The organism is Paenibacillus sp. FSL E2-0201 (assembly GCF_037963325.1).
GTDB lineage: Bacteria > Bacillota > Bacilli > Paenibacillales > Paenibacillaceae > Paenibacillus_AQ.
This window is the reverse complement of record NZ_CP150154.1, coordinates 4,162,291-4,182,505: the sequence shown is the minus strand read 5'-3', so window position 1 is coordinate 4,182,505 and position 20,215 is coordinate 4,162,291. Positions and strand designations below refer to the sequence as shown.

Genomic DNA, 20,215 nt, shown 5'->3' with positions numbered 1-20,215 from the left:
CGGTGCTACATCAAAGAATGTAGTTGAGAAAGTATATAATTATCGACTATACCTTACAACTTTATTACGCTATAATCAACGTAAAGTCACCAGATGACCTAAGAGTAGGATGATTTTAATAGATTAATTAATATTAGCTTTTGATATGCCAAAACGTATTTTGTTATTGAAATAGGTTGTTTATATTGTTTATGATAATATTAAAGGTGTTAATTAAATCTAGAGTAGGTAGATTATGAGTCTAAATGACAACGTATTAATTAAAATTCGTGATATGCGAGAGAGTTTTACACCAGTTGAACGATTGGTCGGAGATTACATTTTAGAAAATACGGAAGAGATCCCTCATTTGTCGATTAAGGAATTGGCTCAATCGAGTAAGACAAGCGATGCATCTGTCCTTCGTTTCTGTAAGACGATGGGTTACAGCGGATACCGCAATTTTATTGTGAGTATATCGGCATCTTTGGGTTCTCGTGATGAGGATTCAAAGGCTCAATATACAGATATTCAGCCAGGTGATGATCTCTCGACAATTATATCAAATATTTCATTGAATAATTGCAAGTCCATTGAGGATACGCTTAGTGTTATTGATCGAAAAGAAATTACAAGAGCTGTAGAATTACTATGTCATAGTAAGCGAATTGTTTTCTTTGGAATAGGTGCTTCGGGACTCGTTTGTATGGATGGGGAACAGAAGTTCTCGCGAATTAATAAGATGTGTCATGCCTATACAGATGGTCATAGTCAGCTCACGGCAGCAACTTTACTTGAGAAAGATGATGTTGCCATTTTCATTTCTAACTCTGGAGCAACTAGTGATATTATTGATGCACTGGAAATTGCCCAAAAGAATAGAGCGAAATGTATTGCGATTACGAAGTACAATAAAAGTGAGCTTGCGGAGCGGGCGGATATTGTACTGAGCATATCCACACCTGAAATAACAATCCGCAGTGGGGCTATGGGCTCGCGTATTGCGATGCTTACGATCATCGACATATTATTTGCTGGTGTGGCAAGTGCAGAATATGAAGAAGTAAAAACCTACTTAACAAAAACGCATAATATATTAAAGAAAAAACTTAGAAATTAGGTTCTGATAGAATGAATGTGGAGGAAAGCATTGATCATGGATCAATGCTTTCTTTTTTTTTGTATTTCATTCACTTATTCGTGTACTAAAATGTACTACTTATCAATCCATGTCAGATTATCTACATGATGAATACGTTGATCTAATGAATATAATAAGTAGTTTAATTCAATAATTAATAGCTTGGCACACAATTATGAGGAAGAAAATGAATGGAATTGAAGATGAAACATCATCCGGTTGAACACGGATGATGTAACTTTATGTTTCGTTTGGAGCGATAATCAGCAAATAATACATTTTTTTTAAATCGCTTTAACCTTAGAGCCATAGCGATCAAAGCAATTTGTAAAAATTTAAATTGTATCTTGTAAGCGCTTTATAAATGTGGTATAACATAGTGTGTAAGGAATGAAATAAAACATCAGAATATAATTTCTTTATGAAATTATATTTCAAAATCTATTGACGAAGCGATGGTGTTGTATTAGTATAAGAACATAATAATTGTAAGTTAATCTAACGCGTTTTGTTAATTTCATGACAGATTAAGGCTAGGAAGAAGGAGGATGGCTATGAATGACTACCTTGCGGGATTGACAACAGAGGCTGTGAATCCAGACACATTAATGATTGATGAATGTACTACGGAAGAAATGATCCAGTTAATGAATCAACAAGATGCACTGGTCCCCAGAGCTATAGCTGAGGAGATTCCGCAGATTGCAAAGGCGGTAGATATTCTACATCATAGGTTGTCTAATGGTGGAAGAATGTTTTACATAGGAGCTGGCTCATCAGGAAGATTAGGTGTTCTGGATGCTTCCGAATGTCCTCCTACCTTTGGTACAGATCCTTCCTTGGTGCAGGGCTATATTGCTGGTGGTGATATTGCTTTGCGTACTGCGGTTGAAGGCTGTGAAGACGATATGGATGAAGGGATCGCATTAATCGAAAGCATTGGTGTAACAAACAAAGATGTACTTATTGGGATTTCGGCAAGCGGTAGTGCAAACTACGTTATTGCAGCTTTAGCGAAAGCAAAGGAACTTGGAGTAGCCACTATCGGTGTTTGTAACAACAGAGGCTCAAAGTTCGAACCCATTGTAGATGTTTGTATAACACCTGTTGTAGGACCTGAGGTCATTAGCGGTTCGACTCGATTAAAGGCGGGAACTGCTCAGAAGTTGGTGCTTAATATGCTGACAACATGCACAATGGTCAAGTTAGGAAAAACGTACAACAACTTGATGGTTGATCTGAAGGCTAGTAATTTTAAGCTCGTAGATCGCTCGATTCGTATCATCATGAACACGACTGGTGTAGATACATCAACCGCCGCAGAAACACTTGAAAAAGCATCTATGAACTGTAAGCTGGCAATTATGATGATTAAATCGGGGTTAGATGCAAAAGAAGCAGAACAAGTACTTAACACAAACGGAGGACGCTTGAAACAGGCAATCGCATCATTGGTTTAGGTGTGAAAAGTGGAATAACAGGATGGATGCTATTAATAATTGAGGAGGCTGTTTTCGATGAAAAAAAGATCACGTGGATTAACTCTGTTTTTGTCAGGAATCATGATGGTATCACTATTATCGGCTTGCGGAGGAAACGGAAATAACGCTCCAGCTTCTACAGATTCCGGTAACACAGGAACTAGTAACGGTGGTTCTGAGCCTAAAAAGGATACGATTACAGCACTTTTACCTCCGATATCAGCGAACTATCAAACACGTTTTGCTGATATGGAAAAAGAATTTAATACACTACATCCTAACTTGACTTTGAAAATCGAGCCAGCGAGCTGGGAAGATATGACGCAAAAACTTGATACTCAAGTAAATGCAGGTTCTCCTCCAGATATTGCTTTTATCGGTGCTTCAGGAATTTCGAAATATGCAGCACTTAATGTATTAATCGACCTTAACGGTGCCCTTTCTGATGAAGCCAAGGCAGATTATGACGAAGTTCCATTGAAATATTTCCAACTAGGTGACGCTCAATACGGTCTACCAGCATATATGGAAATCCACACTATCGGTGGTAACAAACAATTCCTTGAAGAAGCCGGAATTGATTGGAAAAGCGTTCAACAAAACGGTTGGACTTATGAAGAGTTTCGTAATGCAATTTCTAAAGGTGTAGTGAAAAATGATAAAGGTGAAACTACTCGTTATGGTTTCGTGTTCGCAACATCTGGTGTAGCATCTAAAGACTATCTGGCTATTCTTGCTAAAACTGCAGGTTTACCAGATTACTTCGATAAAGATCTTAAATATACGTATACAAGCAAAAACTTCTTGGGGCTACTTACATCTATTCGCGAAATGATCAACGATGGTTCTATGCCTAAAGAGCTAAGCTCTATCGATGCTGGTAAACGGTGGAACATGTTCCTAACAGGTCAAACGATGATCACAGGTAAAGGTTTATCTGCATTTGAAAACTCTGCTCGTCTAAACAATGAGAAGATTAAAGCGAACGATGGTTCAGCTGTTGCAGATTCTATTGAAGTTGATTATATTTCACTTCCAGTCCCAACATTCAACGGTGCCGATTATGTCCCTACTTCAATCGTTGATGGTTATATCGCACTTCGTGGTAAAAAAGCTCCATCTGAAGAGCACATCAAAAATATTGCCCTAGCAACGAATTTCTTGTCTTCTGGTTCAATTGCTGCTAACTACAGTAATGAGCTGTTCTTATCACCAATTACTGAATCTGCACGTAATGCAGAAGTACTTGAAAAATTCCCTCGTAACGAAGATAACGTTGCTGCAGGTAAAGCTATGATGGCAAAAGCGCTTCCGGCTCGTACAGATATTCCTACTGATCTGGCTGCTGAAGCATTAAAAATTGAAACAGAAGTTATTATTCCTAAACTACAAGCCTTACTTGCAAATGAGATTGCTCCACAAGAAATGTATGATGCAGTTAAAGCAGCTGCAATTAAATCTTTCGGTAAAGATGGTATTGTAGTTGACTAGTCTGTCGTAGGCTGACATGTGAAAGCTGTGCGTAGCTAGAACGTACAGCTTTCCTTCTAAATTAGCTAGAGCTTGTACTGTTTTTAGAAGAGAGGTGCAACCCAATGAATCAAACGTTGACTAAAAGAAAAAAATTGAAACTCGAAAGTGACTCAGGTTGGGGATACGCGTTTATCGCAGTAGCACTTATTGCGTTTTCTTTATTTACCGCATATCCAGTCATCAATGCTTTTATTATCAGCTTACAAAAATATGGTCCATTAGGATCCACTTTTGTCGGCATGGATAACTTCGTTAACTCGTTTTCAGATGAACTTTTCTGGAAAGCGCTGAAAAACACGTTAGTATATACGCTATTAACTGTTCCATTTAATATTCTTCTATCATTTTTAATTTCAATTTTGATTATTCCTTTCAAGAAAAAAACACAAACGATCTTTAAAGCACTATATTACTTGCCAGCCGTAGCATCTGGTGTAGCGCTTTCTGTTGTGTGGCTGTGGATCTTCGATCCGTTAAAATCAGGTATTGCCAATAAGCTCGTGAGTTTTTTAGGTATTGAAAATCAAAACTGGCTTGGTTCCAGTGCAACTGCAATGTTCTCACTTGTGTTAATGTCATGGTTATCAAGTCATGGTACAGCAATTATTATTTATATAGCCGCATTACTCGCTATTGATAACAGCTATTATGAAGCAGCTGAAATTGATGGCGCGTCTTTCCTGCAAAAGCTTTGGTTTATCGTTGTCCCTTTCCTTAAGCCAACAACGCTATTCCTACTTGTTACTGGTGTTATCGGTTCCTTCCAAGTATTCCAAAACGCTTATCTTATGACAGGCGGTGGACCAGACCATGCAACAACAATGGTAGGTTTGTTAATCTTTAACAATGCGTTCACATATTTTGAGTTTGGTGAGGCAGCGGCACAATCATTAGTACTAGCGGCGATTATCGGATTTATATCATTCCTTCAATTCAAATTTTTAGGTAAAGATGTAGAATACTAGGAAAAGGAGCAGAATACTATGAATTTGTACAACAACAGCTTAAGAAGCAAAGGGTATCTGTTCATACGTAATGGCGCAAACATTACGTTCCTTATCCTATTTGCCGCAGCTACCATATTCCCGATATACTTTATGGTCATCTCCTCGTTCGGTGATCCGGTAGAAGCTGGTGCAATGAGCTATTCTATCTTACCATCGAAGATTTCATTTGATTCCTATAAATTCTTCTTTAACTTCAGCCCACATACATGGGACTGGTTATTGAACTCCTTTATAGTGGCAGCGTGTATTACGGTATCTAACGTATTTTTTGCTACACTCGCTGGATATGCTTTTGCAAAAATGAAATTTAAAGGAAAAAACATTTTGTTCGCTATTTTGCTGGGATCTATGATGATTCCTGTTCAAGTCACACAGGTTCCACTATATATTTTGATCGTAAATATTTTTGAATTACAAAATACGTACACGGCGTTGATTATGCCGAGCATAGTAACGGTATACAACATCTTCTTGGTTAAGCAGTTCATGTCCTCCATTCCAGTTGAAATTATTGAATCTGCTAAAATCGAAGGTTGTTCCCAGCCTAAAATCTTCTGGTATATCATTATGCCTTTATCTAAAACAATTATGGCAGTACTAGCAATCCTAACGTTCATGGCGGCATGGAATGACTTTTTCTGGCCTTTCCTAGTAACGAATACAATGGATATGCAAACCATTCAGGTTGGCTTGAAAAACTTTCGCTTTGCGAATACAACTTACTTTGCACCGATGATGGCGGGGGCAACCATTTCAGCAGTGCCAATGTTTATTTTGTTCTTCAGTTTACAAAAATACTTCCTTGAAGGGGTAACAGTTGGAGCGGTGAAAGGTTAATGGACAAACAATCAAAAGTTGATGCAACATACTTAGTTGGCTTGATGTCCGGTACATCAGTAGATGGTATTGATGCAGCAGTAGTTAAGCTTTTTCCATCAGCCGAAAAAGAGCGTGGAGTAGAGATTGAATTACTGGCTTTTGAAAACACACCTTTTGAGGTGCAAGTTAGAAACTCCATATTTGAGCTTTTTGATCCCGCTAGCGCTACGATTGATAAGGTTGGCGCAATGAATATGTGGCTTGGCGAATTATACGCCCAAGCCACATTATCCGTTATAGGGAAATGTGGCCTTTCGCCTTCGCAAATATTCGCAGTAGGATCGCATGGTCAAACGATATACCATGCTCCGGAAGAGAAGGTTATGGGCGGCTATAATCTGCATTGTACCGTTCAGATAGGGGATGGTGCAGTTATAGCGAATCGAACAGGAATTCCTTGCATATCAGACTTTCGAGTTGCTGACATGGCAATGGGTGGACAAGGAGCTCCGTTAGTACCATTTACCGAATACTTATTGTTTAACAATCCAGAGAAAACACTTCTGATGCAAAATATTGGCGGAATAGGCAATGTGACTGTTTTGCCTGTAAATGCCTCACCGGATGAGGTATTTGCTTTTGATACGGGTCCTGGAAATATGATTATCGATGGCCTTGTATCGCAATTATTTGCACCAATGACAATAGATGTTGATGGCGAAATTGGTGCGGGCGGTCAAGTGATTGATGAGCTATTGAAATGGATGCAGCAGGATAAATATTATACGATGCCGTTACCAAAATCGACAGGCAGAGAACGGTTTGGCCAACAATACGTGGCACAAATCATTGAATTGATGAATGTTAATCACTGGAAAGCAGAAGATGTTGTTGCGACAGCTACGTTTTTAACTGCCTGGAGCATCGTCGATAGCTATGAACGGTATATTGCACCACAGCATCAGGCTGAGCAATTGTTAATTGGCGGCGGTGGAAGCTATAACAAGACGCTTTTGCGTGATTTACAGCACTTATTTGCACCGCATAACGTGCAGGTGCTGACGCAGGAGGATATTGGTGGTAATAGTGATGCTAAGGAAGCAATTGCTTTTGCTCTGCTAGCGTATTACACGATGGAGCGCTTACCAAACAATATCCCGCTAGTAACTGGAGCTTCACAGCCAGTAGTAATGGGCAAAATTTCCTGGCCCTATATTGGACGTTCACAGGAGGCTTAAATGATGCAAATCAGAACCTTTTCAATTGAAGATCACTCTGCAGTTGTAGAGCTTTGGAATCGTGAGGCTACAAAATATGATTATAAGCCATTTACAGAGCGAGAGTTTCAAGATACATTCATCGACCATCCTTATTTTGACGCTGACTGTATATGGGTAGGCTGTGACGAAAAAGGGATTGTTGGTTTTGCAGCTGGCTGCTGCGGTGACGATCTCCCTCTTGGAGATGTGGCCGGTTATATTACGAGTGTTATTATAGATACCCATGTGGCTTCTCTGGAGCTTTACGATGCTTTTCTATTGCGTTTAGAAAAAAGATTCCAAGAACTTGGGAAAAGACAAGCGGATGTATTGTTTTTCAACCCTGTTAAGCTGAAGTGGAGTATACCAAGTGCACCTCAGCATGAGCATAATAATGCCCCGGGCATCAGTAAGGACCAGCCATTATATGAAGCTTTAATGGCTAGAGGCTACGAAGATCGAGCGACGCAATGCGGCATGTATTTAAAACTCGGAAGCTTTATAGTTCCCGAAGATATTTTAGATAAGGAAACCAATGCAAATAGCAAGGACTATTACATTACGTCCTATGTCCCTGATTTACATACAGGGCTTGAAGCAACGCTTGCTGCCCTGCAAAATCCGCAGTGGAAGAAGGATATTGTTACTTATGTGAAGGTTGGCGCACCACTTGTAGTAGCTGTGTACGGCAACGAGGTTGTGGGCTTTGCAGGTCCAATTATTTCGCAGCCTGATGGAAGAGCATTTTTTTGCGGTATCGGAGTGCACCCAGAGCATGAGGGTCATGGCCTTGGCAGTGTATTATTTTTCAGAATGGTTGAAGCTTTTCAAAATGTGGGCTGTCAATATATCTCTCTATTCACTGGAATTAATAATCCGGCTCTTCGAATCTATCAAAAAGCGGGCTTTACTATTGAAAAACAATTTTCTATATTGCGGAGGGAACTTTAAAGATGAGCGAAAAATTCACAGTATTAGCAATTGGAGCGCATGTTGGTGATGTGGAACTAGCTTCTGGTGGTGTGCTCGCTAGTCATAGTTTAAAGGGAGATCGCATTGTGACACTAGCGTTAACTGCGGGTGAACGAGGGGTTCCGGCAGGACAGGATATGAAGGATTATCGTCAGCAAAAAGTGAAAGAGGCACAGGTTTTTGCGGATATGCTAGGCGGTGAAGCCATTGTATTCGATGATTATTGTGACGGAGAGTTGCCTGACAATCAAGAAATTCGTATGGAGGTTTGTGATGTAATTCGTCGCGTGAAGCCTAACATTATTATTACACACTGGAAAAACAGTATGCATAAGGACCATGCGCTAACGCATCATATCGTAAATGATGCCCGTTTCTTCGCAAGTCTATCATCCTTTGAACGAGCGCTCCCCGCGCACTTTGCAGTAAGATTATATTACTCCGAAAACTGGGAGGATGCGGTTGATTATGTCCCTTACGTATATGTGGATTTCGATCAAGCGGCATTTGATCTATGGATAGATGCTTTAAGCAAGCATTGGTTTGTGACAAATAGCAAATCTTTCAAATACATGGATTACTATAAAGCACTAGCAGTTGTTCGCGGCTGTGAAGCAAGAAAGACATATGCAGAAGCATTTATGGTGCCTGCTGAAACGGTGAAGGTTAGGCAGTCTAGTCTTTGGTAACTATTCAACTAGCTAAGAGGGAGTGTTTCTATGTATAGCAGGAAACATTCCCTTGTTCTATCCATTTATGCAAAAAAAGCAGCTAGGAGGCAGCTTCATATGGTGTTAAATGGGATTGATTCTATAACGAATTATCGTTATTTGTTCGAAGGTAAGCGCGTAGGATTGATTACAGCGCCGACAGGTCTTACGAAGGATTTTGCATCAACGATTACTATATTACATGAAAATTTTAATCTTGCTGCGATGTTTTCACCTGAGCATGGCGTTCGCGGAGATTTGGATGCAGGGGCAGTAGTAGACACTTACATGGATCCTTTTACGAATGTTCCAGTCTATAGCTTGTACCGTAAAGACTCCAAGCGTTTAACAAAAGAAATGCTGAATGAAGTAGACATCATTGTATACGATATTCAAGATGTTGGTGTACGCTATTACACATTTATTTATACGATGCTGTATGCACTTGAAGATTGTGCAAATGCAGGTGTAGAATTTGTTGTTCTTGATCGTGTTAATCCGCTTAACGGGGTAACGGTAGAAGGGAATGTCTTGAAGCCCGGCTTCAAATCATTTGTTGGAAATTACGAGCTAGCCGTGCGATACGGCTTAACAGCAGGTGAGGTAGCAACGATGGCAAATGATCAAATGAATTGGAATGCATCGCTGCATGTCGTTCGTTTGGAAGGCTGGGAACGGAGCATGTCCTTCCCGGATACAGGATTAACTTGGGTTCATCCTTCACTTGGAATGCCACGATATGAAACAGCGTTATTATATACAGGAACATGTTTATTTGAAGGCACGAACTGCTCGGAAGGAAGAGGCACAACGTTCCCGTTTGAAATGATTGGTGCTCCGTTCATTCAAGCGCAGCAATTGGCAGATGAGATGAATGCAAAAGGTATCCCAGGTGTGCTTTTTCATCCAGTTCATTTCAAGCCAACGTCATCTAAACATTGTGGCGAGCTATGCGGCGGGGTACAAATTTACATTACAGATCTCCAAGTGCTGAGGCCTTTAGAAGTTGGGGTAACCTTATTATTTACGATAAGAGATTTGTACCAGCAATTTTCATTCCTGCCTCCTGTGAAGGAGGGCTCTCGTCCATTTATCGATTTGCTGGGGGGAGACAACATGTATCGTACGGAAAATATGCAAGCCAAGCAGCTGCTTGAACAGTTTGCAGCGGAAAGCAAGCATTTTGCAGAAATAACACAGCAGTATCATTTATATCGCTAGAGGAAGGTGAAAAATTGATGAGAACAATAGAACATATGAGCTTGCGCGAAAAGATTGGACAAATGTTCGTAACAGGCTTCCCTTCAACCAAGATCACTCCTGAGCTGAAGGAAGTTATTGAGCATTATAAAGTCGGCAATATTATTTTATTCTCACATAATATCGAAAATAAATATCAATTAGGCGAGCTTGTTACTGAGCTGCAGCAATGGTACACGACACATACTGGTATCCCAGGTTTTATTACGATCGACCAAGAAGGTGGTCGAGTCACTCGTATGCCTAAAGACGCGACCAATGTTGCTGGAGCCATGGCAATTGCTTCTTCAGGACGACCTGAAAATTCGTATGCAGCAGGCAGAATGACTGCCAGAGAATTGAAAGCATTAGGTATTAATTTTAATCTAGCTCCAGTTATGGACGTTAACAATAATGCATTGAATCCAGTCATAAATGTTCGTTCCTATGGTGATTCTGTTGCAACAGTATCCCAGTATGGAATTCAAATGATGAAGGGGTTGCTCGATGGAGGCGTCATGTCCTCGCTTAAGCATTTTCCAGGTCATGGTGATACAAATGTCGATTCACATATTGGCTTGCCTACCATTGAAAAAACACTTGAGGAATTAGAGCAGCTTGAGCTGCTGCCGTTTAAGGCCGCAATTGAGCAAGGCGCTCAAGCAATTATGAGTGCACATATTTTATTTCCGAAAATTGAAAAATCCGGTGTGCCCGGAACTATGTCTCATACCATTATTACAGAGATATTAAAAGGAAAATTAGGATATAAAGGGTTAGTTGTATCGGATTGTTTAGAAATGGACGCGATCAAACGATACTATGGTACAGCAAAAGGAGCGTTAGGAGCTGTTAAAGCAGGTATTGACTTGGTATTCATTAGTCATACTCCTGAGACAGTGAAGGAAGCAGTTCATTTGATTGAAGAAGCTATAGCCACCGGTGATTTGGATGAAGCGCTAATTGATGCAGCTGTTACAAAAATTTTAGCTTATAAAGCACAATATGCGACGATTGAGGAGCTAGATTATGAACTAGTTGGCTGCGATGTACATCGCCGAGCAAATGAGCTAATGCGTACGGAAACGATCTGCCTCATTAAAGGTGAGCTCCAGCCCGTTCATACCGGTGACGAGCAAGTGTTATTTATGGGTTCCTATTCATACCGCACCGATCTTGCGTCCAGCAGCTTGAATCAGGCTCTTAGCTTTCCGCAATATATGGGGGAGCATTTTAATACAGCTTATGAGATTATCGACATTGACCCGAGCGAGGAGCAAATCAACGCTGCGCTGCCAAAGGTACAAGGCTACAAGCATATTGTAATCGGCTTGTTCAATGCGCGTGAAAACAAAGGTCAGCTTGCGCTTGTTCAGAAGCTGCTGGCAGCAGGCTGCAAAGTAACGGCCATTACATTAGGTCGCCCGTATGATTTACCGTTAATCGAAGGCGAGTTTTGCGGAATTGCGGCATTTGAGTATACACTTGATGCATTCAAATCACTCCTTCCAATCCTAAATGGTGAGGTTGTACCCACCGCCAATATTACGATACAGATGTAGACAAGCATAAAAGCCTTCGGCGTCCTTTCAAGGACGGCAAGCGTTTCTGCGAGAAAAATAAGGATAATATATCGCGTTAAACATATAAATTCTTATCTTTGAAAAAAGTACAACAAGGGGACATAGGTATGGCATTTATCGTTGGAATTGATGGGGGTGGCACGAAAACAGCTGTCACCATTACGCATGACCAGGAAGACGCTTTATTCACCTTTACTGTAGGGCCTATTAATTATAACGGTGGTGATGCTGATGCTATTGCCGCCTCCTTTGAGGAAATTTTTAGTCAAATGAAGCTCTACTGCGGTAATTTACAAGAAATTGCTCATATATGTATAGGTGCGGCAGGAATAAGTAATCCGCTGGTCATTAATTTTTTGGAGCAGCATGTGAGAAATAACGGTTATATCGGGCCATTAACGATTACAGGCGATCAAGAAGCCGCATTATACGGGGCACAAAATGCGATGCAAGGCATCATTCTCATTGCCGGTACAGGATCGATTTGCTTTGGGGTCAATGAAAAAGGAGAGCAGCATCGCACAGGAGGCTTTGGTCATCTGATTGATGACGAGGGAAGCGGTTATAGCATTGGGCGCGATCTATTATCCGTATTAGTTCAAGTGGAGGACGGAAGAATAACCGATACGGTCATCCCAGCGATGGTATATGAGCAGCTTGGATTAAGCACTGTGAAAGAGATCATTGGCTTTGTTTATGATAAAAATACGACGAAAAAAGATATTGCGCAGCTCGCACCGATTATGACGACCGCATGCGAGAAGGACGATGCACATGCAATAGCGTTAGCGGAGAAATGTGCAGCCAATCTATATGAGCTTGTTGTGCCTGTTATTGAACGGCTTAAGCTATATAAAAGTCCGATTGCGATTGCAGGAAGTGTGCTGCAAAAGTCTCGCTTTGTGAAAGAAGCCTTGGAGCGAAAGCTCGCACAGAGCTACCCGCAAACAAAGCTGATTTTGCCGATTAAGGATGCAGCCTACGGTGCTGTCCTGTTAGGAAGATCAAAAATGAACAACGACTAGTTTTTGTCGCTAAGCAAAAATAAGGGTGTGTCATAAGTCCGAGCAGTTGGACTTGCGACACACCCTTATTTTAAAATGGTAGGAATCAAAAATGGCTTAAAATTTATCTGTCAAATAAAACACGGCTTGTTGTTTCGGAAATAGAGCTTGAAGGATGTTAGCGTGCTCAGTACTGTCCTTTGCTGCGCCTGCTTCATTATAGCCGAACATGATATAAGTCATTAGCTCGCGTTCATCTACTTCTATTGAAGTATAGGGATTGGTATGATTAGTAGCATCGGAAACAGAAAGCCGCTTTTGCTTATAATCCAAGTAGATACAGTCCTCATTGCTGCGAAGTGCAATATGCAGCTCCTGGTCTGCAATTATGTTGCTACGGTTTAGGCGATCTTCTAATTCAGGCTGAAGCTTATGGAAAGTTGAACTGAGATTGATCATTTTCCACATCGCCATATTGATTTGAATTGAATTTGCTTGATGCTGTTGGTAATAGGAATATAGCTTATGGTCCTCTGGGAGCATCGCTAATATTTGTTTTGCATTTTGGCGCAGCTGACATAAGGCATGAAACAAAGCTTCAACGCCGTTTTCGGCTTCGTTCAAATACAATAATTCATTAATAAATACTTGTTCAGTATCTTTCTTTTCAATGATGCCATAAGCGACGATTTTTCCATTTCTGCGAAGGAGCAAGCAGTCAACTTTCTTCCATTCCGGCCAGGTCAATAAATCATTCCAATACGTTCTACTTCGGATCACGGTGTAGGTACGATTCTTATTGAATTGTTCATAAATGAAACGGATATCATCGAGATAACATGTTTCAAAAGGAATGATTTCATCACTGTTTTGCTGCTGCTCCAAACTTGCAGGTTTTTCAATTGCGAAAGCAGTCTCCGGAATAAGTCTCCAGCCAGCCTTTTCATAAAACGCATGCTTGCTAGCCAAAAGCAAACTTATATCATAATCGGTTTCTTTCATATAGTTGGTCTGCGCATGAAGAATTTTATGTGCAAGCCCCAGCCCGCGGTAATTTAGATCTGTACCGACACTCCCCATTGCACCCGTTTTCAAGATCGCTTGACCGACTCTAATATGAAACGGGAAAATTTGTACATTAGATGCAATCTTATCGTCAACCATCGCAAACCATGTTGTATCTGGATCATATGTGGTGTCTAGGTCTAATCTTTCTTGGAAAAAAGCACGGCCTACGGAAAAGCATTCATCTAAAATATCGTAAATATTTTCAAGCTGCTCTCTAGTTGGATGGTTCATTACGATGATGTTTGGTGTCGTCGTCATCTTTCATTTCCTCCTGCGCCGTAATGTTGGGATAAATTTAATAAATGAAAAAAACGATTTTTTGGAATTTAATTTCTTATTTACAGTTTAATATTGAAAGAAAAATTCGTCAATAAAAGGAACGTGTGGAATCATAGAAGTGATACAAAATTTAGATTGCTCAATATAGTCTAAATGAGGATTAGGAAAATAGCGACTTCGGCTGAGCAATTACAAGCACAAAGCGCACAAATGAAGGCGCAGCTTAAAAAGAAGAATGATAAACCGACTTAATTGAATTGCCAGAATCAGAGAAAAAAGTAGTGGAGTACATTCTTGCAAATGCTAAAGGACCATACATGATTTAGCAACGAAAGCGGAGGCAAGCAGTGCGGCGGTTGTTCGTTTTTGCAGGTCGCTAGGAATAGATGGTTTCCCTGCACTGAAAATCCGTTTATCAGCGGAAGCAGAAAATACGCCGCATGTTGGCTATTTGGATGTTGAATCCAATGAATCTGTGCATTCTATCATTGATAAATTGCTCTCGAACACCATACTGACCTTTCAGAATACGGCCAGTCAACTGGACGCACAATCTATTGAGCAGGCAGAAGTTATTTATGTAAGACAAGAAAAATGATTGAAGTTTTGTATGATTAATGTTGTGATAATCCTACTCATTGAATGGAGGAGATTTTCTGGAAGCTAAAGTAGTAACACTACCCACTTTTCATGTTGTAGGTTACGAAATTGAAGCAGATATTAAAGCGTTTGAGTCTGGTCTTGGTAAGAGCATTTATCATTGTCTAATGGAAAGAAAAGACGAAATTCAAAACAAGAAAAATGAGAATGTGATTTTAATGCAGATTTATCCTATGAATTCCGATTTTAATCCTCAGGTCGATAAGTTTACACATATTCTTTGTTACGAAGTAAGTAAACAAGGAGATGTTCCGTTAGATATGATAGGTCATGCTGTCGGTGAGAGTAAGTATGTTACTTACACACATAAGGGACTTGAATCCGAACTCAGTCGTTCATATGACTATGTATATGGACAATGGATTAGAGAAACTGGAAATGAACCAAAGGATTATGATTTTGAAATTTGGGATGAGAGATATAAACCAGAAAGTCTAGAGAATGAGATTGATTTGTTTGTAGCATTGAAGTAATTATTTATGCTTTAGCCTAGACGTGAACAAGCTCCTGTGAATATCACAGAAGCTTGTTTGTGCTGCGGATTATTATTTTTTGCTGGGATTGCGCTTAGGGTTATCTGTCTGACCTAAAATATAGTCGATGCTTACTTTATGGAAATTAGCTAGCGTAATTAAAACGGCGCTCGGAACATCCAGATTTCCATTCTCGTAACGGGAGTAGGTGGCTTGTGTAATATGTAAAAGCTCAGCCATTTGCTGCTGTGTCAGATCTTTATCTTCGCGTAAGTCGCGGATTCTTGTGTACAATGCTCATCACCCAAGCCAAGTTTACTTTATGCGAAAATTGCATATTGTTATTTATGCGATTTTCGCATAAAATTTATACGTGTTAGGAGTATTAGTTGCGGAAGGAGGCATGATGGTGATCATTTTGGAGGATTTTTATTATGGAAGATTGAGTCCAAATGAGTTAATTAAGCCAAGTGATCCGGAATTGCAGAAGATTAATCAGAAAATCATTAATTTTTTGGAGATGCTCAAAGAGAGGTTATCCGAGGAAGATTTTGACCAAGTCGAAAAGTTATTCGATTTACAGAGTGACTCAAGCTCTTTGCATTCAGCATTATCTTTTATCCAAGGTTATAAAATAGGAGCATTAATGATGATTGATGTATTTAGTGGTGATAAAGATTCTATTTATGATGGCATATAATAAGTCAGTAAAGGAACCGGGGTGTAAATACGCTTCGGTTTTTTTGGGGTTTATTTCATGGCAAAATAGATTAGGATTACAAGCAGAAATATCCATGGAAGCAATCAGGTTAGACTGAAAGGTGAACAACAATGCCAGAACAGCTTTTAAGTGAAAATGAGCAGTCAAGCATTGAGCATCAGGTACATTGGTCGAGAATCGAAACTGGACCTATAGGCTATACAAGAACTGGCCTCTGGGGAAAAGATCGAGTCCCGTAAGGAAATGCAGAAGTTACTTCGGCATGTTGAAGACAAGCTCTATTATGGAGTAGTGGTCATGGATATTGACCGTTTAGGGCGTGGAGAAAACAAGGATTGGGCACTCATTAAAGATACATTCTTAAACTCAGAAACGGTCATTATCACACCAAACAAGATATACGATCTGGAAATAGACAATGACGATGTATCCTTTGATTTCATGTCTATTTTTGCCCGAATAGAGTACAAAACGATTAAGCGAAGAATGAAGCAGGGGAAAGAGGTAGGAGCTAAGAAAGGCATGTGGACAAACGGAAATCCGCCGTTTCCTTACTACTACGATAAGAACACAAGGTCGGTATTGGTGGATGAAACAAAGCGTCCGATTTATCGAGCGATTGTTGAAAGGATTTGAATGGAACATACCTTGGTCATATCGCCATTTGGTTGACGGATAACAAGATACCCACGCCATACAACATTAAGCCTGATGGAAAGAACAAGGGCTGGTCAAATATTACGGTTCAACGGTTGCTGGCAAGCGAAATCCATTTGGGTTACATTACTTATGGAAAAACCCGTTCCAAGCGTGGTCAGCTGGAGCTTGTACCCGAAGAAGAGCGGATTAAAGTCATGGGAACACATGAAAAGCTGAAAACGCCGGAAGAACATGAAGCGATTATGGAGCGGCTGCTTAAGAACAGAATGCTGAACCCCAATTCAAGGCGTAACATTTTTCCTTTGTCAGGCTTGCTGTATTGTGAGAAATACGGTTCTCGGATGAGATTTAGAGTAGGTGAGAACAAGAAGCAGGGACAGCACTGGAGTGCATTGTGCTATCACCAGTACAAAGATGGCAGCAAATGCGATCAGCGCGGGAAGGTAATGGATGCTGATTTTTTTAATGCTCTGTTTGATCGGATTATTCATGTAGACCCAAACATTTTACGGGAGATTGAATTGTATGGAAGTCGTTATAATGATACGCAGACGATCATTGAGGTCAAAGAGCAGGAGTTGAAAAAGCATAAGCGGGCATTGGACAAGCTGTATGAATCGTATGAAGAGGATATGCTTACGAAGCAAGTGTTTTTGGAGCGTAAAGCTATCCGGTTAAGGCAGATACAGAAGCTGGAGGAAGAGTTGAAGGATTTGCGGAAGGTAGTAGTAGATGAAGGGAATTATCCGACTGTGGAGCAGATATATGATCGGATAGGTGAGTTTAGGGAGTTGTGGAGCGCTGCGGTGACAAGTGAAGAGAAGAATAGGGCGTTGAAGAAGCTAGTGGAGCGGATTGTGTATGATAGGGAAGGGAATCGGGTGGAGTTGACGGTTTGTTATAGGTGATATGTAAAGGATGTGTAGAGAATAGTTAGAAATAGCGAGTCTCTGGAATTTTCTCCAGAGGTTCGCTATTTTACATGCATAGATCAAATGACCTATAGAATAGAAGTCGTTAAATTTTGTAGAGGAAATAGTCTTATTTTGTAGAATGTATAATGTGGGAATAATTAGGTGGAACCAGATAATTATCAGTTGATGGGGGTTTATATATATGAAATCAAATGCACCTGGTCAGTTATTAGGGTTTTCTATGCAGTATCCGCGTGCACTTTATCATCTACTCAGGAGTGCTCCTAAAGATGTTGTTTGTGTTGAAGTATTAGGAGATGTGGCAACTTTGAAATCAGATGGAGAACTGCTTGCCGAAGAAGATAAATCTTCAATAGTAGGTAATCCGTTAACAGACAAATCAACTGATTTGTGGAAAACATTTTCAAATTGGATAGAAGCAATAAAAGATGGGTTCATTGATGTAGAGAAAACTAAATTTCTTCTATATACTAATCGGTCTGGAAGAGAAGGTATTGTTAATAAGTTTAGTTCTGCAGAATATCGCTCGGACATTCAGAGTGCTCTTGAATACACGAAGAAAAAGCTTGGTGATATAAAATCAGATCATGATATATGGACCTATTATGATTTTGTAGTGAATAGAAATGAGGCATTGTTATTTAAAATAATTCAACGATTTGAACTGCAAATTGGAAATGGTGCAGGCTATGAAGAAGTGAGGATTGAGATCCAAAGAAAGCATGTTCCAGAGGGTCAAATTGAGTTTCTCATGGAGAATCTTAGTGGGTGGGTACAAAAAGTAATAACAGAAAAGATAGTGGCTCATAAATGCGCAACCATTAGTTGGGAAGAATTTGACCGGCAGTTTAAGGTGATATTTGATCGTTCTCGTTGCAGAGAACTTATTGATTTTACGATGCATTATTCTAAAGAGCACGATAATGTTCAAAAACATGTTAAAAACCGCCCAATATATTTAAGACAACTTGAGTCAATTGAATTGGATGAAAATGAAATACTTGATGCTATTTCCGATTATTTGAGAGCAGATATAAACTTTGAGAAGTGGATAGCGAATGAAATCATCGACGATGAAATTGCTCTTGATTTTGAAGATAGATTGACAAAATTTTGGGGAAATCAAAGAAAAAGAATAGAAATTACAGAGAAGAAATTAGGTGATTTCGAGCGAGGCCAATTACTGCTAGTTGACTGGGTCTGTCAATAATTTTGTGTAAACTCTTTTAAGCACAGATTCCCCCGAGGGGGAAGTCGCGAATTTAACGCAAGTGTTGACCGACCCGATCGGGGAAAAAGACCGACAGCTGGAGCAGCATTTGCCCCCAGTTTTGGACACGTCCTGTCCATTTCCGAGTGACGTCGACGGTGGCCAGATAGAGCATTTTTAGTAGCGCCTCATCTGTGGGAAAGATGCTTTTTCCCTTCGTCACTTTACGAAGCTGACGGTGGTAACTCTCAATCATATTGGTGGTGTAAATCAGTTTGCGGATCTCAGGCGGGTACTTGAAAAAGGTAGCGAGTTCGTCCCAATTGGTCCGCCAGGAACGGATAATGAGGGGATATTTCGCTCCCCAAACTTCCTCGAAACGGTCGAGTTCAAGCAAGGCACCTTCCTCGGTAGCTGCCTTGTAAATAGGCTTTAAGTCGGCTGTTACCTTCTTAATATCCTTGTACGACACGTACCGTGTGGAGCTGCGGATTTGGTGAATAATACACTTCTGGATTTCCGTTTGAGGATAGCAGGCGGCAATCGCTTGAGAGAATCCGGACAGGTTATCCACGCAGATAATGAGAATGTCCTGAACCCCGCGATTCTTCAGTTCATTCAGCACACTCAGCCAGAACTTGGAGGACTCATTCTCACCAATCCACATCCCCAGCACGTCTTTGTTTCCGTCCAGATCAATGCCAATGACCATGTAGGCAGCCTTATTGATAATGGCCCCATCTTGCTTGACTTTGAAGTGGATCGCATCCAAATAGACGACGGCATAGACCCCTTGCAGAGGCCGGTTCTGCCATTCTTTAATGAGAGGCACAATCTTGTTCGTGACATTGGAAATGAGCGTTGGAGATACCTCAATACCATACATCTGCCCTAAATGGTCCTGAATTTCTCGGGTGCTAATCCCTTTCGCATACAGCGCAATAATTTGTTCTTCGATGCCCGTTACATTCGACTGATGCTTCTTGACGACCAAGGGCTCAAACTCGCCCAACCGATCCCGAGGAATAGCGATTTCCTGCTCACCATACTCACTGACTACGGTTTTACGGCTCTTTCCGTTACGGCTGTTTGGCGTGAGCTTCGCTTTCACCTCATGCTTTCCATAGCCCAAATGAGTATCCATTTCGGCTTCCAGCATCTCCTGAATCGTCTCCGCAAACAGCTCTTTTAGAGCATTCTGCGCATCCTGTGCGCTTACCAAATTGTTTTCCTTAATAAATTCCCGTAACTGCTGTTTTGTCCAAAGTCCCATGTGTTCTCCCCAACCTTTCTCTTACTTCCATTTTAATGGGTTTGAGAGTTTACACAATATATTTTACAGACTCAGTTGACTGCAAATCAAGAGCAGAAACAATTAGAGATATGACCCCACCTCCTTCAACGATCCCTGGTGCTTATCACGCATTAGCTGATGATTCAATTTTAGGTTGGCATCCAAATTGGGATAAAATATTTCCTAAG

General features: G+C 40.5%; 20 protein-coding genes and 1 pseudogene. 18 read left to right on the top strand and 3 right to left on the bottom strand.

The window, feature by feature from the left end:
- Window positions 1-235: 235 nt before the first annotated feature.
- The 11 genes from NSU15_RS19035 (at window position 236) to NSU15_RS18985 (ending at window position 12,748) form a co-directional block, all read left to right on the top strand.
- Window positions 236-1,099 (top strand): MurR/RpiR family transcriptional regulator, encoded by an 864-nt coding sequence (locus NSU15_RS19035; RefSeq protein WP_042129113.1) that lies wholly within the window; start codon window positions 236-238, stop codon window positions 1,097-1,099.
- A gap of 575 nt (window positions 1,100-1,674) precedes the next feature.
- Window positions 1,675-2,580: an N-acetylmuramic acid 6-phosphate etherase gene (gene murQ / locus NSU15_RS19030; protein WP_339287270.1), complete on the top strand. Its 906-nt coding sequence runs from the start codon at window positions 1,675-1,677 to the stop codon at window positions 2,578-2,580.
- 57 nt (window positions 2,581-2,637) lie between these two features.
- Window positions 2,638-4,092: an extracellular solute-binding protein gene (locus NSU15_RS19025; protein ID WP_042129109.1), complete on the top strand. Its 1,455-nt coding sequence runs from the start codon at window positions 2,638-2,640 to the stop codon at window positions 4,090-4,092.
- A 104-nt stretch (window positions 4,093-4,196) separates the two neighbouring features.
- Window positions 4,197-5,099, top strand: coding sequence for a sugar ABC transporter permease (locus NSU15_RS19020; RefSeq protein WP_042189608.1), 903 nt, complete (start codon window positions 4,197-4,199; stop codon window positions 5,097-5,099).
- 18 nt (window positions 5,100-5,117) lie between these two features.
- Window positions 5,118-5,978: a carbohydrate ABC transporter permease gene (locus NSU15_RS19015; RefSeq protein WP_339287268.1), complete on the top strand. Its 861-nt coding sequence runs from the start codon at window positions 5,118-5,120 to the stop codon at window positions 5,976-5,978.
- Window positions 5,978-7,198, top strand: coding sequence for an anhydro-N-acetylmuramic acid kinase (locus NSU15_RS19010; protein WP_042129102.1), 1,221 nt, complete (start codon window positions 5,978-5,980; stop codon window positions 7,196-7,198). The genes NSU15_RS19015 and NSU15_RS19010 overlap by 1 nt, the downstream gene beginning before the upstream one ends.
- Window positions 7,199-8,170, top strand: a complete 972-nt coding sequence (locus NSU15_RS19005; protein WP_231573817.1) for a GNAT family N-acetyltransferase — start codon at window positions 7,199-7,201, stop codon at window positions 8,168-8,170.
- Window positions 8,171-8,172: 2 nt separating this feature from the next.
- Window positions 8,173-8,880, top strand: coding sequence for a PIG-L family deacetylase (locus tag NSU15_RS19000; protein WP_339287266.1), 708 nt, complete (start codon window positions 8,173-8,175; stop codon window positions 8,878-8,880).
- A gap of 99 nt (window positions 8,881-8,979) precedes the next feature.
- Window positions 8,980-10,122, top strand: a complete 1,143-nt coding sequence (locus NSU15_RS18995; protein WP_042129097.1) for a DUF1343 domain-containing protein — start codon at window positions 8,980-8,982, stop codon at window positions 10,120-10,122.
- Between the two features lie 17 nt (window positions 10,123-10,139).
- On the top strand, window positions 10,140-11,702 hold the full coding sequence (locus NSU15_RS18990) for a glycoside hydrolase family 3 protein (protein WP_339287264.1): 1,563 nt from the start codon (window positions 10,140-10,142) through the stop codon (window positions 11,700-11,702).
- Between the two features lie 128 nt (window positions 11,703-11,830).
- A complete protein-coding gene (locus NSU15_RS18985) occupies window positions 11,831-12,748 on the top strand; it encodes a BadF/BadG/BcrA/BcrD ATPase family protein (protein ID WP_339287262.1) in 918 nt (305 codons plus the stop codon).
- A 96-nt stretch (window positions 12,749-12,844) separates the two neighbouring features.
- On the opposite strand, the gene NSU15_RS18980 is transcribed toward NSU15_RS18985, so the two are convergent.
- Window positions 12,845-14,053 carry a GNAT family N-acetyltransferase gene (locus tag NSU15_RS18980; RefSeq protein ID WP_339287260.1) on the bottom strand — a complete coding sequence of 403 codons (1,209 nt, stop codon included), beginning with the start codon at window positions 14,051-14,053 and terminating at the stop codon, window positions 12,845-12,847.
- Between the two features lie 334 nt (window positions 14,054-14,387).
- On the opposite strand from NSU15_RS18980, the pseudogene NSU15_RS18975 reads away from it, so the two are divergent.
- The 3 genes and pseudogenes from NSU15_RS18975 to NSU15_RS18965 all read left to right on the top strand — a co-directional run.
- Window positions 14,388-14,447: pseudogene (locus tag NSU15_RS18975) on the top strand (hypothetical protein); the annotation flags it as partial.
- Between the two features lie 78 nt (window positions 14,448-14,525).
- Entirely contained in the window at window positions 14,526-14,672 is a 147-nt protein-coding gene (locus tag NSU15_RS18970; protein WP_339287258.1) for a hypothetical protein, read from the top strand.
- 40 nt (window positions 14,673-14,712) lie between these two features.
- On the top strand, window positions 14,713-15,207 hold the full coding sequence (locus NSU15_RS18965) for an effector binding domain-containing protein (protein ID WP_339287256.1): 495 nt from the start codon (window positions 14,713-14,715) through the stop codon (window positions 15,205-15,207).
- A gap of 72 nt (window positions 15,208-15,279) precedes the next feature.
- Here the strand turns inward: NSU15_RS18965 and NSU15_RS18960 are convergent, their stop codons facing one another.
- Window positions 15,280-15,501: a helix-turn-helix transcriptional regulator gene (locus NSU15_RS18960; RefSeq protein WP_076285355.1), complete on the bottom strand. Its 222-nt coding sequence runs from the start codon at window positions 15,499-15,501 to the stop codon at window positions 15,280-15,282.
- Window positions 15,502-15,610: 109 nt separating this feature from the next.
- Between NSU15_RS18960 and NSU15_RS18955 the strand changes: the two genes are divergently transcribed.
- The 4 genes from NSU15_RS18955 to NSU15_RS18940 all read left to right on the top strand — a co-directional run bounded on the left by NSU15_RS18955 (window position 15,611) and on the right by NSU15_RS18940 (window position 18,733).
- On the top strand, window positions 15,611-15,907 hold the full coding sequence (locus tag NSU15_RS18955; protein WP_256721703.1) for a DUF6809 family protein: 297 nt from the start codon (window positions 15,611-15,613) through the stop codon (window positions 15,905-15,907).
- Between the two features lie 219 nt (window positions 15,908-16,126).
- On the top strand, window positions 16,127-16,564 hold the full coding sequence (locus NSU15_RS18950; RefSeq protein WP_339291397.1) for a recombinase family protein: 438 nt from the start codon (window positions 16,127-16,129) through the stop codon (window positions 16,562-16,564).
- Window positions 16,561-17,496 carry a recombinase family protein gene (locus NSU15_RS18945; protein ID WP_339287253.1) on the top strand — a complete coding sequence of 312 codons (936 nt, stop codon included), beginning with the start codon at window positions 16,561-16,563 and terminating at the stop codon, window positions 17,494-17,496. The genes NSU15_RS18950 and NSU15_RS18945 overlap by 4 nt, the downstream gene beginning before the upstream one ends.
- 208 nt (window positions 17,497-17,704) lie before the next feature.
- Window positions 17,705-18,733, top strand: coding sequence for an ABC-three component system protein (locus NSU15_RS18940; protein WP_339287251.1), 1,029 nt, complete (start codon window positions 17,705-17,707; stop codon window positions 18,731-18,733).
- A 52-nt stretch (window positions 18,734-18,785) separates the two neighbouring features.
- Here NSU15_RS18940 and NSU15_RS18935 read toward each other — a convergent pair whose 3' ends face one another.
- Window positions 18,786-20,006, bottom strand: a complete 1,221-nt coding sequence (locus tag NSU15_RS18935) for an IS256 family transposase (protein WP_076119303.1) — start codon at window positions 20,004-20,006, stop codon at window positions 18,786-18,788.
- Between the last annotated feature and the right edge of the window lie 209 nt (window positions 20,007-20,215).

What these genes read in the sequence shown, in the direction of transcription:
- NSU15_RS19035 (WP_042129113.1), top strand. Translation starts at nt 236, where the DNA reads ATGAGTCTAAATGACAACGTATTAATTAAAATTCGTGATATGCGAGAG.
- murQ (WP_339287270.1), top strand. Translation starts at nt 1,675, where the DNA reads ATGAATGACTACCTTGCGGGATTGACAACAGAGGCTGTGAATCCAGAC.
- NSU15_RS19025 (WP_042129109.1), top strand. Translation starts at nt 2,638, where the DNA reads ATGAAAAAAAGATCACGTGGATTAACTCTGTTTTTGTCAGGAATCATG.
- NSU15_RS19020 (WP_042189608.1), top strand. Translation starts at nt 4,197, where the DNA reads ATGAATCAAACGTTGACTAAAAGAAAAAAATTGAAACTCGAAAGTGAC.
- NSU15_RS19015 (WP_339287268.1), top strand. Translation starts at nt 5,118, where the DNA reads ATGAATTTGTACAACAACAGCTTAAGAAGCAAAGGGTATCTGTTCATA.
- NSU15_RS19010 (WP_042129102.1), top strand. Translation starts at nt 5,978, where the DNA reads ATGGACAAACAATCAAAAGTTGATGCAACATACTTAGTTGGCTTGATG.
- NSU15_RS19005 (WP_231573817.1), top strand. Translation starts at nt 7,199, where the DNA reads ATGATGCAAATCAGAACCTTTTCAATTGAAGATCACTCTGCAGTTGTA.
- NSU15_RS19000 (WP_339287266.1), top strand. Translation starts at nt 8,173, where the DNA reads ATGAGCGAAAAATTCACAGTATTAGCAATTGGAGCGCATGTTGGTGAT.
- NSU15_RS18995 (WP_042129097.1), top strand. Translation starts at nt 8,980, where the DNA reads ATGGTGTTAAATGGGATTGATTCTATAACGAATTATCGTTATTTGTTC.
- NSU15_RS18990 (WP_339287264.1), top strand. Translation starts at nt 10,140, where the DNA reads ATGAGAACAATAGAACATATGAGCTTGCGCGAAAAGATTGGACAAATG.
- NSU15_RS18985 (WP_339287262.1), top strand. Translation starts at nt 11,831, where the DNA reads ATGGCATTTATCGTTGGAATTGATGGGGGTGGCACGAAAACAGCTGTC.
- NSU15_RS18980 (WP_339287260.1), bottom strand. Translation starts at nt 14,053, where the DNA reads ATGACGACGACACCAAACATCATCGTAATGAACCATCCAACTAGAGAG.
- NSU15_RS18955 (WP_256721703.1), top strand. Translation starts at nt 15,611, where the DNA reads ATGATGGTGATCATTTTGGAGGATTTTTATTATGGAAGATTGAGTCCA.
- NSU15_RS18940 (WP_339287251.1), top strand. Translation starts at nt 17,705, where the DNA reads ATGAAATCAAATGCACCTGGTCAGTTATTAGGGTTTTCTATGCAGTAT.
- NSU15_RS18935 (WP_076119303.1), bottom strand. Translation starts at nt 20,006, where the DNA reads ATGGGACTTTGGACAAAACAGCAGTTACGGGAATTTATTAAGGAAAAC.